The organism is Pseudomonas qingdaonensis (assembly GCF_018398475.1).
GTDB lineage: Bacteria > Pseudomonadota > Gammaproteobacteria > Pseudomonadales > Pseudomonadaceae > Aquipseudomonas > Aquipseudomonas palmensis.
Genome location: NZ_CP074676.1, coordinates 2217501 through 2230637 on the forward strand (window position 1 = coordinate 2217501; position 13137 = coordinate 2230637).

The window sequence follows — 13137 nt, forward strand, 5'->3', positions numbered from 1 at the left end:
GGCCTGCGCGGAAGATGTAACGGGGCTCAAACCATACACCGAAGCTACGGGTATCACTTAGGTGATGCGGTAGAGGAGCGTTCTGTAAGCCTGTGAAGGTGAGTTGAGAAGCTTGCTGGAGGTATCAGAAGTGCGAATGCTGACATGAGTAACGACAATGGGAGTGAAAAACTCCCACGCCGAAAGACCAAGGTTTCCTGCGCAACGTTAATCGACGCAGGGTTAGTCGGTCCCTAAGGCGAGGCTGAAAAGCGTAGTCGATGGAAAACAGGTTAATATTCCTGTACTTCTGGTTATTGCGATGGAGGGACGGAGAAGGCTAGGCCAGCTTGGCGTTGGTTGTCCAAGTTTAAGGTGGTAGGCTGAGATCTTAGGTAAATCCGGGATCTTAAGGCCGAGAGCTGATGACGAGTTGCCATTAGGCGACGAAGTGGTTGATGCCATGCTTCCAAGAAAAGCTTCTAAGCTTCAGGTAACCAGGAACCGTACCCCAAACCGACACAGGTGGTTGGGTAGAGAATACCAAGGCGCTTGAGAGAACTCGGGTGAAGGAACTAGGCAAAATGGCACCGTAACTTCGGGAGAAGGTGCGCCGGTGAGGGTGAAGGACTTGCTCCGTAAGCTCATGCCGGTCGAAGATACCAGGCCGCTGCGACTGTTTATTAAAAACACAGCACTCTGCAAACACGAAAGTGGACGTATAGGGTGTGACGCCTGCCCGGTGCCGGAAGGTTAATTGATGGGGTTAGCTAACGCGAAGCTCTTGATCGAAGCCCCGGTAAACGGCGGCCGTAACTATAACGGTCCTAAGGTAGCGAAATTCCTTGTCGGGTAAGTTCCGACCTGCACGAATGGCGTAACGATGGCGGCGCTGTCTCCACCCGAGACTCAGTGAAATTGAAATCGCTGTGAAGATGCAGTGTATCCGCGGCTAGACGGAAAGACCCCGTGAACCTTTACTATAGCTTTGCACTGGACTTTGAATTTGCTTGTGTAGGATAGGTGGGAGGCTTTGAAGCGTGGACGCCAGTCTGCGTGGAGCCATCCTTGAAATACCACCCTGGCAACTTTGAGGTTCTAACTCAGGTCCGTTATCCGGATCGAGGACAGTGTATGGTGGGTAGTTTGACTGGGGCGGTCTCCTCCTAAAGAGTAACGGAGGAGTACGAAGGTGCGCTCAGACCGGTCGGAAATCGGTCGTAGAGTATAAAGGCAAAAGCGCGCTTGACTGCGAGACAGACACGTCGAGCAGGTACGAAAGTAGGTCTTAGTGATCCGGTGGTTCTGTATGGAAGGGCCATCGCTCAACGGATAAAAGGTACTCCGGGGATAACAGGCTGATACCGCCCAAGAGTTCATATCGACGGCGGTGTTTGGCACCTCGATGTCGGCTCATCACATCCTGGGGCTGAAGCCGGTCCCAAGGGTATGGCTGTTCGCCATTTAAAGTGGTACGCGAGCTGGGTTTAGAACGTCGTGAGACAGTTCGGTCCCTATCTGCCGTGGACGTTTGAGATTTGAGAGGGGCTGCTCCTAGTACGAGAGGACCGGAGTGGACGAACCTCTGGTGTTCCGGTTGTCACGCCAGTGGCATTGCCGGGTAGCTATGTTCGGAAGAGATAACCGCTGAAAGCATCTAAGCGGGAAACTTGCCTCAAGATGAGATCTCACTGGAGCCTTGAGCTCCCTGAAGGGCCGTCGAAGACTACGACGTTGATAGGTTGGGTGTGTAAGCGCTGTGAGGCGTTGAGCTAACCAATACTAATTGCCCGTGAGGCTTGACCATATAACACCCAAGCAATTTGCGTCGAAAGGCCAGATTGCGGTGTTGTGAAGACACAGTAAGCCGAAGATTTGTAACTCACGAACATCACATACCCGATTCGCTGGAGTGTCTGAGCAAGACCTTCTGGCAACAGAATTTCTTGACGACCATAGAGCATTGGAACCACCTGATCCCATCCCGAACTCAGTAGTGAAACGATGCATCGCCGATGGTAGTGTGGGGTTTCCCCATGTGAGAGTAGGTCATCGTCAAGATTAAATTCCGAAACCCCTATCTGCATCTGCAGGTAGGGGTTTTGTCTTTGTGGGCCGAAAGTTTCCTGCAAGGCGGGCATAAAAAAACCACCTTGGGAGGTGGTTTTCAGATATGTCACTGTCAGCTCAGTCGCCGTAATACTCGCAGCCACTGGTGCAGGTCTCATGGATACGCACCTTGCTCAGTTCTGGCAGCAATGGCTTGACCTGGTCCCAGATCCATTTGGCAATCACTTCGCTGGTCGGGTTCTCCAGGCCAGGGATGTCATTGAGGTAGTTGTGGTCTAGCTGCTCGTACAGCGGCTTGAAAATCGCCTTGATCTCCGAGAAGTCGCGAATCCAGCCGGTATGCGGATCCAGCTGGCCGGTCAGGTGCAAGGCAACCTTGAAGGAGTGGCCGTGCAGGCGCCCGCATTTGTGCCCGGCGGGCACATTCGGCAAGCGGTGGGCCGATTCGAAGGTGAACTCTTTGAAAATTTCCACGGTATCTTAGAACTCTGAAAACCAATGCTGACCGGCAGTTTAACAGCAAGCCTACTTCAACGGTTGCAGATGCTGGTGCAGCTTGCCGGTTTCCACCAGTTCCAGAAACTCGTCGCCCAGCCGCTGGCTTTCGCTCATGGCGGTACGCCAGTAACGTTGGCGGTTACCGGCATCGCCCATGAAGCGCTTGAAGTCGCTGCGATCCGGCAGCTTGCCGTAGGGCAGGCGGGCCAGGTACTGCGGCGAGGGTGCCAGCAACAGCACGTTCTGCAGGTACTGCGCATTGCTGCGCCGCCAGGGCAGGGCCTTGTCGAACCACCCCGGCACCACCTTGTGGGTGAAGTGAGGGTAAAGCACGATGTCCTCGCCGCTGTAGGGCAGGTCGAGGTGATAGTCGAGCAAGCCACCATCCCGGTAGGTGCCCGCCCCGACCCCCGGAATGTCCCGCACGCCTTCCATCACCATGGGAATGGAGCCTGAAGCGAGCAGGGCATGACGCAGGTTGTCGACCGCCAGCGGCAGGCAGCGCGAAGGGAAGTCCGTGAGGGGGTTCAACGGCGGTGCGCAGCGTGCGTCATGCAGGATCACGCGTTCGAAGTGCCGGGCCAGCCGCGAACGGCTCACGAGGTTGTCGGCAATCACCGACGACAGGCCTACGCCCAGTCGGCCTCGATGATCGTGCTGAAGCAGGCCGTGGCTTCTGACCAGCATGATGTTGAGCCGATAGTGGGGGTTGTCGAGAATGCGAGCATCCTGGCCCTCCAGCAGGTCATCGAGCATGCGACGACAGCTCTGGCTGACCTGGGCCTGGGTCACGCCCTTGGCGAAATCCTGCTCGGTATACAGATGGCCCAGGCGCAGCAGGGCCTGGGCGGGGTCGGGCAGGCAGGCACTGGCGAAGCGCCAGGAGCCGATCGATGCCCCGATCAGCGAGCGCGCGCGCGGTGCTGTGGGCAGCCACTGGCCGAACAGCGCCAGGTCGATACCCTGGATACCCAGCGCCTTGGGGCCGCCTGCAGCGCCCGGTAGCACCCCCACGTCTGCAGCCTGCAGACCGCGTTCGTGTACATGGGCGAACGCCCGCGTGCCGGCCTTGAGTGTCAGCGCTGGAAACTTGATCTGGATTGAGCTCATAAGGGCCTCGTTGTCCTGGATCAACGATTATAGAGAAGCGTGGACGGAACAGGGGCGCGCCTGAGCTATCATGGCGCCAGTTGTTTTCAGTTTCAGTTAAGTTCGGTTCGGTATTCTGAACCCGTAAGCAAGATTGATCCTAAATGGAGAGACACGATGAAAACATTGACTGCCCTGTTCGCCACCGCCGCCCTTGCCCTGAGCGCCAACGTTGCGCTGGCTAAAGACATCCCCACCAATGAAGTCGTGAAGCTGGTCCAGGCCAAGACCATCCTGTCGCTGGATGACCTCAACGCAAAAGCGCTGGCCAAGCATCCGGGTGCCACCATCAAGGACTCCGAGCTCGAGGACGTGTACGGCCGTTATGTGTACAAGGTCGAACTGCGTGACGCGCAGAACGTCGAATGGGACGTGGACCTTGATGCCAAGACCGGTGAAGTACTCAAGGACGCCAAGGACACCTGATGACTGCACGCAAGCGAACGGCACCGTGGCTGTTCCTCGCATTGCTGGTCTTCTGTACGCCGGCCCTGGCCCGCGACCTCGATCAGGATGAAGCCCTGGAGCTACGTCAGAAGGGCATCATCCTGCCGCTGGAGCAACTGTTGAACTCCGCCCTGGGGCGTTACCCCGGGGCGAAGTTGCTTGAGGCGGAGCTGGAAGAGAAGCACAACCGCTACGAGTACGAAGTCGAGCTGGTCACCCCGCAAGGGGTCGTGCGTGAAATCAAGTTCGATGCACGCACGGGTGTGCTGATCAAAGATGAGGAAGATGACTGATGCGCCTGTTACTGGTCGAGGACAACGTCCCGCTGGCCGATGAACTCACCCAGAGCCTGCAGCGCCAGGGCTACGCCATCGACTGGCTGGCCGACGGCCGAGATGCGGTGTACCAGGGTAGCAGCGAGCCCTATGACCTGATTATCCTGGACCTGGGGCTGCCCGGCCTGCCCGGCCTCGAAGTGCTGGCCCAATGGCGCGCCGGCGGGCTGTCGACCCCGGTGCTGATCCTGACCGCACGGGGTTCCTGGGCCGAGCGCATCGAGGGCCTCAAGGCCGGTGCCGACGATTACCTGAGCAAACCCTTTCACCCCGAAGAGCTGCAACTGCGCATCCAGTCGCTGCTGCGCCGCGCCCGTGGCCTGGCCAACCAGCCGACCCTGCAGGCCGCCGGCCTGCACCTGGACGAAGGCCGCCAGTGCGTGAGCCGCGACGGGCAGGACGTGCAACTGACCGCCGCCGAGTTTCGCCTGCTGCGCTACTTCATGTTGCACCCGCAGCAGATCCTTTCCAAAAGCCACCTGGCCGAGCACCTCTACAACGGCGAAACCGAGCGCGACTCGAATGTGCTCGAAGTACACGTCAACCACCTGCGCCGCAAGCTGGGGCGCAGCGTGATCGAAACCCATCGCGGCCAGGGCTATCGCTTTGGCGGAGTGGTCGAGTGAAGTCGATCCAGGCGCGCCTGAGCCTGGGGCTGGTCGGTGTACTGGTGTTGGTCGGCCTGGCCCTGGCACAGATCAGCCTGTGGCTGTTCGAGGTCGGGTTGCAGCGCTACCTGGAGACGGGGCTGCGCAAGGAAAGCGAAAACCTGCTGGTGGCGCTGGTGCGCGGCCACAGCGGCCTCGAACTGGACGAGCGACGCCTGTCGTCGGCGTACCAGCGGCCGTTTTCCGGCTACTACTTCCGTATCGATTTCGAAGGGGGCAGTTGGCGTTCCCGCTCGCTCTGGGACATGGACATGCCCCGTCCGCCAACTCCCGGCCTGCACGCGGGCCTGGAGCTGGGCCCGGCTGGCCAGCAACTGCTGGTGCTGCGTGCCGACTACCGGCGCCTGGGCCAGGCGATCTCGATCAGCGTGGCGCAGGACTATACCCCCGTGCGCGACGGCTTCCGGCGCATGCAGCAGCTCGGCCTTGGCCTGGGGCTGGTGGCGCTGCTGTTGATTCTGGTGCTGCAACGCATCACGGTCACACGCTCCCTGCGCCCACTGGAACGCACGCGCGAACAGATCGCCCAACTGCAGCAGGGCAAGCGCTCGCAGCTAGACAGTGAGGTGCCTGTCGAACTCGAGCCCCTGGTGGCGCAGATCAACCACCTGCTGGCACACACCGAAGACAGCCTCAGGCGTTCACGCAACGCGCTGGGCAACCTGGGGCATGCCCTGAAGACTCCCCTGGCGGTGCTGATGAGCCTGGCGTCGAGCGAGCGCCTGAACGACCTGCCCGAGGTTCGCGCCCAGTTGCAGGCTCAGCTTGAGCAGATCCAGCAACGCCTGAGCCGCGAACTCAATCGCGCCCGGCTGGCCGGCGATGCACTGCCGGGGGCGCATTTCGATTGCGCCACCGAACTGCCGGGCCTGCTATCGACCCTGGCCATGATTCACGGCGATCACCTGCTCATCCGCCATCAGGTGCCCGATGGGCTGTCCTTGCCCTGGGACCGCGAAGACCTGCTCGAGCTGCTGGGCAACCTGCTGGACAACGCCTGCAAGTGGGCCGACAGCGAGGTCTGCCTGAGCATCGAGCAAGAGGGCGGGGTGTATCGCCTGTGGGTGGACGATGATGGCCCGGGCATCCCCGAAAATGCCAGGGCCGGTGTGCTGGAGCGCGGTGCGCGGCTCGACGAACAGGTCGATGGCCATGGGCTTGGCCTGGGCATCGTTCGCGATATCGCCGAAGCCTGGGGTGGGCAGATGAGGTTGCTGGAAAGCCCACTGGGCGGGCTGCGGGTGAGCATCGAGCTACCCCGCAGGGCAGCCCGATAACACCATCAGACGCGGAACTGGTCCATCAGCCCCTGCTGCTGGTTGGCCAGGCTGTTCAGCGACTGGCTGACCCGCGCCGACTCATTGGCCTGCTCCGAGAGTGACTCGGTCACATCGCGAATGGTCGCCACGTTGTTGTTGATTTCCTCGGCCACCGCGCTCTGCTCTTCGGCGGCACTGGCAATCTGCAGGTTCATGTCGCTGATCACGGTAACGGCCTCGCCGATCTGGCGCAGCGCAGTCACGGCCTGACCGACCTGGTCGACGCTACCCTGGGCCTGGCGGTGGCTGCTGTCCATGGCGCCCACCACCTCGCGGGTGCCGGCCTGCAGTTGCTCGATCACCTGACGGGTCTCCTCCACCGACTCCTGGGTGCGTCGGGCCAGGTTGCGCACCTCGTCGGCCACCACCGCAAAGCCGCGCCCGGCTTCCCCGGCACGGGCCGCCTCGATGGCGGCATTGAGCGCCAGCAGGTTGGTCTGCTCGGCGATGGAGCGGATCACTTCCAGTACCGAACCGATCTTCTCGCTGTTGTCGGCAAGGCCTTCGACCTGGGCCATGGCGGTGTTCATGTCGGCTGCCAGGGTATCGATGCTGGTGGTGGTGCGGTCGATCACCGCCAGGCCCTGACGGGTAGCCTGGTCGGCGTCACGCGCCGCCTGGGCCGCTTGCGCAGCACTGCGCGCCACATCCTGGGCGGTGGCGCTCATTTCGTGGGACGCCGTGGCCACCTGGTCGACCTGACGGTACTGCTGCTCCATGCCGGCGCTGGTCTGCGAGGCAATCGCCGAAGACTGGTCGGCGGTATCGCGCGCCGCCTGCACCGAGCGTTTGACCTCGGCGATGATCGGCTGCAGCTTGTCGAGGAAGCGGTTGAACCAGCCGGCCAGTTCCCCCAGCTCGTCGCGCTTGTCGTAGTTCAGGCGGCGGGTCAGGTCGCCTTCGCCGCTGGCGATGTCCTTGAGCATGGCGGCCACGCCCAGGATGGGGCGGGTCACACTGCGCGCCATCACCCAGATCAGCAGCAGCCCCACGATCGCGGCCAGCACACCCAGGCCCAGCTCGATCAGGGTGCCACTGGTATTGCGCTGGTCGAGCTCGTTCTTGAGGGTCTCGGCCGGGCCGGTCAGGGCGCTTTGCGGCACATCCAGCAGCACGCCCCAGGGCTTGCCCCCCGGAATCGGTGCAAACGCTGCCAGCACCTTCAGGCGCTCGTCCTTGTGGAGGCTCTGCAGGGGCGTGCCGCTGCTCAGCAGGCCTATCAGTTCCTTGCCGCTGGTGCTGTCGACCTGGTCGAAGCGTTGCGCCAGCTTGCCCGCATCCGGGCTGTAGCCGGCCAGCAGGCCGACCGGGCTGATGATGCCGATGCGGGTCTGGCCCTGGTACAGGTTCTGGCTGGCCTGCTGGCTCAGCGCCTGCAGGCTGTTCAGGTTGATGTCGATCGACAGGGTGGCGACCACCTTGTCGGCCACGATCAGCGGGAACACGATGCTGGTCATCAGCACCCGCTGACCGGCGATGTCATAGAAGTAGGGTTCGATCACGCAGGTCTTGCGCGTGGTACGCGGGCACACCGACCAGGTGTTGGCCGGCTCGCCGCTGGGGCCGATGCTGGTGTCGGTCATGTCCTTTTCGGGCAGCGCCATCGAGGTCAGCTTGCCGGGCGTGGGCTGCGACCAGTACAGGGCAAAGCGGCCGGCCTCGTTGCTGCCCAGCTCGGCCTGGTTGGCGAACAGGGCATCCTTGTTGTCCAGGGCGTTGGGCTCGAACACCAGCGACAGCCCCAGCAGGTCGGGGTTGGCCTGCAGCGCGGCGCGCACCTGGCGGGTCATGTCCTCGCGCAGGTCGAAGGCGTCCAGAAAGCGCTTTTCGGCCTGCTCGCGCAAAAACAGCACCTGGCGCGCAAAGCCTGCACCGTACTGGTAGGCATCCATGAACTGGCGGCGGATGCTCAAGGCCTGGACTTCGCCCTGGGACTCGATACGCGACTGGGCCGCTTCGGTCAGCATCTGCATGCTGCTGGCCTTGACCAGCTCGGAGTTGTGCTCCATGCGGTACAGCGAAAGGCCCACCAGCAGCGTAACGATGCTGGCCAGGCAGAGCCCGGCCAGCAGGGTGATTTTCCACTGGATGGAAAGTTGTCTCGACGACATGACGAAGTCCTTTGATCCAAAAAAAGATTGAGGCTGACGACTGTAACGGCCAGGCGCAGTTTTTCTTTATTCAAACGTTCAATTGAAATGCGTCGTTTTCAGTCATGCATGCGACCCGCGTGCAGCCGTCTAGCCCCGTACTTTGACAAGTGGCGGGTGCTGCTTCAGAGTGTGTGCCCTCCCATAAAAACACCTGTCGTTCGGCCACTGCGCTCGCAGTCTGTCGCCGCAGCGCAAGCTTTGTCTGGTTTCTAGAGGTCATGAAATGAATGCAGTAATTGCCGCGGTCGGCATCATGCTGATATTGAGCCTGGCCCGTGTGCACGTGGTCATCGCCCTCATCATCGGCGCGCTCGCCGGCGGCCTGGTGGGCGGCCTGGGTATCGAAGGCACGCTCAAGGCGTTCAACGGCGGCCTGGGTGGCGGTGCCACGGTGGCATTGTCGTATGCGCTGCTGGGCGCATTCGCCGTGGCCATCGCCAAGTCCGGGCTGGCCCATGCGCTGGCCGATCGCGCCCTGTCGATGTTCCATGGTCAGGGCAATGCCGAAGGCGGCAAGATCAAGTGGCTGCTGATCGGCCTGTTGCTGGTGGTGGCGATCTCGTCGCAGAACATCCTGCCCATTCATATCGCCTTCATTCCGCTGCTGGTGCCGCCACTGCTGTACGTGCTGACTCGCCTGCAGATCGATCGGCGCCTGGTGGCATGCGTGATGACTTTCGGCCTGATCACCCCCTACATGTTCCTGCCAGTGGGGTTCGGCAACATCTTCCTCAATCAGATCCTGCTGGCCAACGTCAGCCGCAGCGGGGTGGACGTCAGCGGCGTCAACGTGACCCAGGCCATGGCGATACCGGCGGCGGGCATGCTGTTCGGGTTGCTGCTGGCGGTGTTCTTCAGCTACCGCAAAAAGCGCGTGTACGACGTGGCAAAGATCGAGCAGGTCGAGCAGGTGGCGGTCAGCTACAACCCGCTGACGCTGATGGTGGCCGGCTGTGCGATCGCCGCGGCGTTCATCATCCAGCTGTGGCTGGACTCGATGATCATCGGTGCGATGGCGGGCTTTCTGATCTTCTCGCTGTCGGGCATCGTGCGCTGGAAGGACACCGATGACCTGTTCACCGAAGGCATGAAGATGATGGCCATGATCGGCTTCATCATGATCGCCGCGTCCGGCTTTGCCGAGGTCATGAAGGCCACCGGCGAAGTGAAGACCCTGGTGGAGGCCTCGGCCGGCTGGATCGACCACAGCAAGGCGGTCGGGGCGCTGCTGATGCTGCTGGTGGGCCTGCTGGTGACCATGGGTATCGGCTCGTCGTTCTCCACGGTGCCGATCCTGGCGGCGATCTTCGTGCCGCTGTGCGTGCAACTGGGCTTCGACCCGCTGGCCACCGTGTGCATCGTCGGTACTGCCGGCGCATTGGGTGATGCCGGCTCACCGGCGTCGGACTCGACCCTGGGCCCGACCTCGGGCCTGAACGTCGATGGCCAGCACCATCACATCTGGGACACGGTGGTGCCGACCTTCCTGCATTACAACCTGCCGTTGCTGGCGTTCGGCTGGGTAGCGGCGATGGTGCTGTAGCGCGCCAGGGCGCAGGAGCTGGGCGCGAGGCTCAGCTTTTTCGCGGGGGCGGCGAGATGCGGTTGAGCACCGTATCGCCGTTCTTGTTGCGCGTCAGGTACACCGGCAGCACCTTGGGCATGTTGCTCACCAGGCGATTGACCTCGGTGGTGTTGTAGATGCCGCTGATGCGGATGCTGCCGGTACTGGCGTCCGCCAGCAGCAACGGCGTTTCCAGGTAGCGGTTGATCAGCGGCAGGGCCTGGTCCAGTGGCAGATTGTCGAGGATCAGCTTGCCGCCGCGCCAGGCCAGGCTGGTGTCGTGGGCATAGGTCTGGCTGAGGGCCGGCTCGTAGTCGCCGCGACGGTAGCTGGCCTGCATGCCGGGGCCCAGGCGATAGCCGCTGTCCGGGTCGCTGCTGTTGCTGCTGACCAGCACCGAACCTTCCACCAGGGTGACCTTCACCTGGTCCTGATACTTCCACACGTTGAACTGGGTACCGGTCACCCGGGTCTGGCCCTTGCCGGCACGCACCACGAACGGGTGCTGGGTATCGTGCTGCACCTTGAAGAAGGCCTCGCCGTTGACCAGCGTCACCCGTCGTTCGTCCTTGTAGTTGGCGTAGCGCAGGGTGGTGTTGAGGTTCAACTCCACCTCGCTGCCATCCGGCAGCACCGCGCGGGCGATGGCATTGCCGCTTTCAACGCGCTCATAGCTGTTGGGCAGCCAGCCCTGTTCCCAGCCCACCCAGGCGCCAATCGGCAGCGCCACCAGCGCCACGGCCGCAGCCGAGGCCAGCCGACGCAAGGCGCGCCCGCGTGGCCTGGCTGACAGGGTGATTACCGGGGCAGCAGGGCGGGGCAGGTGGTCGGCGGTCTGCCAGATCTCCTGCATGGCCTGGAATTCCTGCTCGTGCAGTGGGTCGGCTGCGCGCCATTGCGCGCAGGCGGCACGTTCCTGTTCACTGCAGTCCTCAGCATGCAGGCGCATGCACCAGTGCGCAGCGGCATCGGTGATGGCATCAAGTTCGGCTGCGCTGAGGCTGGTTTGGTTCATTGATACTCCCGGTTTTGGCCATTCTACCCTTGGCAGGTGGCCAACGAGAACCGAGTTCATCGTGAATGACTATCAGTTGTAAGAAATATTTGAACGAAAAACCACGCAAATGCGTGGTTTTTATCGTTTAAGCACCCGCCTGGAGCGTTGCGCGGCTCAGAACAGCTCGGCTGGCAACTGGTACAGCGGCGCACTGCCTGCGCGGATGCTGGCCTGCAACGACAGTACCCTGGGCAGCAGACGCTCGACGTAGAAGGTAGCCGTGGCCAGCTTGGCCTCGTAGAACGCCGGCTCCTGCTCGCGCCGTTCGCGGGCAGTGGCCGCCATGCGCGACCACATGTAGGCGTAGGCCACATAGCCGAACAGGTGCAGGTACTCCACCGACGCCGCGCCCACGGCATTGGCATCACCGGTGGCCTGCTCGCGTACCCACTGGCTCACGCTTTCCAGCTGCGCCAGGGCATGCAGCAGCGGTTCGCACAAGGGCGGACGGGTTTCACAGAAGCTGCGGATCTCGTTGGCGAACAGCGCCAGCGACTGTCCGCCATCGGCCACCACCTTGCGCCCCAGCAGGTCCAGCGCCTGGATGCCGTTGGTGCCTTCGTAGATCTGCGCGATGCGAACATCGCGCACCAGCTGTTCCTGGCCCCATTCGCGAATGTAGCCATGCCCGCCGAACACCTGCTGGCCCAGCACGCAGCTTTCCAGGCCCATGTCGGTGAAAAACGCCTTGGCCACCGGCGTCAGCAAGGCCACCAGGCGCTGCGCGGCCTCGCGCTCCTCCGGCTGCTCGGCGTACTTGGCGATATCCAGCTGCAGGCCGACATAGGTTGCGAACGCCCGGCCGCCTTCGGTCAGGGCGCGCATGCTCAGCAGCATGCGCCGTACATCGGCATGCACGATGATCGGGTCGGCCACCTTGTCGCTGGCCAGCGGCCCGGTGGCGGCGCGGCTTTGCAGGCGGTCCCGGGCGTAGCGTGCGGCATTCTGGTACGACGCCTCGGCGCAGCCGATGCCCTGGATGCCGATGGACAGGCGCTCGTAGTTCATCATGGTGAACATCGCCGCCAAACCGCGGTTGGGTTCGCCCACCAGGTAGCCCACGGCGCCATCGAAGTTCATCACGCAGGTGGCCGAGGCCTTGATGCCCATCTTGTGCTCGATCGATCCACAGCTCACCGCGTTGGTTTCACCCAGGCTGCCGTCCTCGCCCACCAGGCGCTTGGGCACCAGAAACAGCGAGATGCCCTTGGCCCCGGCCGGCGCGTCGGGCAGCTTGGCCAGCACCAGGTGCACGATGTTCTCGGTCAGGTTCTGGTCGCCGCCGGTGATGAAGATCTTGGTGCCGCTGACCCGGTAGCTGCCATCGGCCTGGGGTTCGGCCTTGCTGCGGATGATCCCCAGGTCGGTACCTGCATGCGGTTCGGTCAGGCACATGGTGCCGGCCCACTGCCCGCTGTACAGCGCCGGCAGGTACGTGGCCTTCAATGCATCGCTGGCGTGCGCGTCGATGGCCAGGCAGCAGCCGGCGCTCAGCGCCGAATACAGGCTGAAGCTGCAGTTGGCGGCGTAGAGCATTTCCTCGAACTGCACCGCGAGCATCTTGGGCATGCCCAGGCCGCCGTACTCGGGGTTGCCCGCCAGCCCGACCCAGCCGCCTTCGCGGTAGGTCTGCCAGGCCTGCACGAACCCCTGCGCAGTGGTGACCCGACCCTGCGCGAAGTGCACGCCTTCCTCATCGCCGCTGCGGTTGAGCGGGGCGATCAGCTGGCCGGTGATCTTGGCCGCCTCTTCCAGTATCGCATCGGCGGTATCGCCGTCGACGCTGGCCGCCAGCGCCGGCAGGCGTGCCCACAGGGCCGGGCCCTGGAACACTTCGTGAAGAACAAAACGCATGTCGCGCAGCGGTGCATTGAACTCAGGCATAACGGTTTCCGAAT

10 protein-coding genes and 2 rRNA genes (1 of these 12 cut by a window edge) are annotated in these 13137 nt (G+C 62.5%); 7 read left to right on the top strand and 5 right to left on the bottom strand.

Going from position 1 to position 13137, the window contains the following annotated elements; genetic code table 11:
* Together KH389_RS10120 and rrf are read left to right on the top strand one after the other, a co-directional pair.
* Positions 1-1786, top strand: a 23S ribosomal RNA gene (locus tag KH389_RS10120) (it extends 1105 nt beyond the left edge of the window).
* A 138-nt stretch (positions 1787-1924) separates the two neighbouring features.
* Positions 1925-2040, top strand: a 5S ribosomal RNA gene (rrf, locus tag KH389_RS10125).
* 126 nt (positions 2041-2166) lie between these two features.
* Here rrf and queD read toward each other — a convergent pair.
* Both queD and KH389_RS10135 read right to left on the bottom strand, forming a co-directional pair.
* Positions 2167-2523, bottom strand: coding sequence for a 6-carboxytetrahydropterin synthase QueD (queD, locus tag KH389_RS10130; protein ID WP_043861143.1), 357 nt, complete (start codon positions 2521-2523; stop codon positions 2167-2169).
* Positions 2524-2574: 51 nt separating this feature from the next.
* Positions 2575-3657 (bottom strand): patatin-like phospholipase domain-containing protein, encoded by a 1083-nt coding sequence (locus KH389_RS10135; protein WP_043861142.1) that lies wholly within the window; start codon positions 3655-3657, stop codon positions 2575-2577.
* A 156-nt stretch (positions 3658-3813) separates the two neighbouring features.
* On the opposite strand from KH389_RS10135, the gene KH389_RS10140 reads away from it, so the two are divergent.
* Genes KH389_RS10140 through KH389_RS10155 form a run of 4 tightly spaced genes read left to right on the top strand, consistent with a single transcriptional unit; the run spans position 3814 to position 6423 of the window.
* A complete protein-coding gene (locus KH389_RS10140) occupies positions 3814-4122 on the top strand; it encodes a PepSY domain-containing protein (RefSeq protein WP_213607289.1) in 309 nt (102 codons plus the stop codon).
* Positions 4122-4436 carry a PepSY domain-containing protein gene (locus KH389_RS10145; protein ID WP_043861140.1) on the top strand — a complete coding sequence of 105 codons (315 nt, stop codon included), beginning with the start codon at positions 4122-4124 and terminating at the stop codon, positions 4434-4436. Before KH389_RS10140 ends, KH389_RS10145 begins: the two co-directional genes overlap by 1 nt.
* Positions 4436-5104, top strand: coding sequence for a response regulator transcription factor (locus KH389_RS10150; RefSeq protein ID WP_043861139.1), 669 nt, complete (start codon positions 4436-4438; stop codon positions 5102-5104). The genes KH389_RS10145 and KH389_RS10150 overlap by 1 nt, the downstream gene beginning before the upstream one ends.
* A complete protein-coding gene (locus KH389_RS10155) occupies positions 5101-6423 on the top strand; it encodes a sensor histidine kinase (RefSeq protein WP_213607290.1) in 1323 nt (440 codons plus the stop codon). Before KH389_RS10150 ends, KH389_RS10155 begins: the two co-directional genes overlap by 4 nt.
* 5 nt (positions 6424-6428) lie before the next feature.
* On the opposite strand, the gene KH389_RS10160 is transcribed toward KH389_RS10155, so the two are convergent.
* A complete protein-coding gene (locus KH389_RS10160; protein ID WP_213607291.1) occupies positions 6429-8576 on the bottom strand; it encodes a methyl-accepting chemotaxis protein in 2148 nt (715 codons plus the stop codon).
* Positions 8577-8841: 265 nt separating this feature from the next.
* Between KH389_RS10160 and KH389_RS10165 the strand changes: the two genes are divergently transcribed.
* A complete protein-coding gene (locus tag KH389_RS10165; RefSeq protein WP_078481101.1) occupies positions 8842-10161 on the top strand; it encodes a Na+/H+ antiporter family protein in 1320 nt (439 codons plus the stop codon).
* A 31-nt stretch (positions 10162-10192) separates the two neighbouring features.
* On the opposite strand, the gene KH389_RS10170 is transcribed toward KH389_RS10165, so the two are convergent.
* Both KH389_RS10170 and KH389_RS10175 read right to left on the bottom strand, forming a co-directional pair.
* Positions 10193-11197: a FecR family protein gene (locus KH389_RS10170; protein ID WP_043861136.1), complete on the bottom strand. Its 1005-nt coding sequence runs from the start codon at positions 11195-11197 to the stop codon at positions 10193-10195.
* Positions 11198-11353: 156 nt separating this feature from the next.
* Positions 11354-13123: an acyl-CoA dehydrogenase C-terminal domain-containing protein gene (locus tag KH389_RS10175; RefSeq protein WP_213607292.1), complete on the bottom strand. Its 1770-nt coding sequence runs from the start codon at positions 13121-13123 to the stop codon at positions 11354-11356.
* Positions 13124-13137 lie beyond the last annotated feature (14 nt).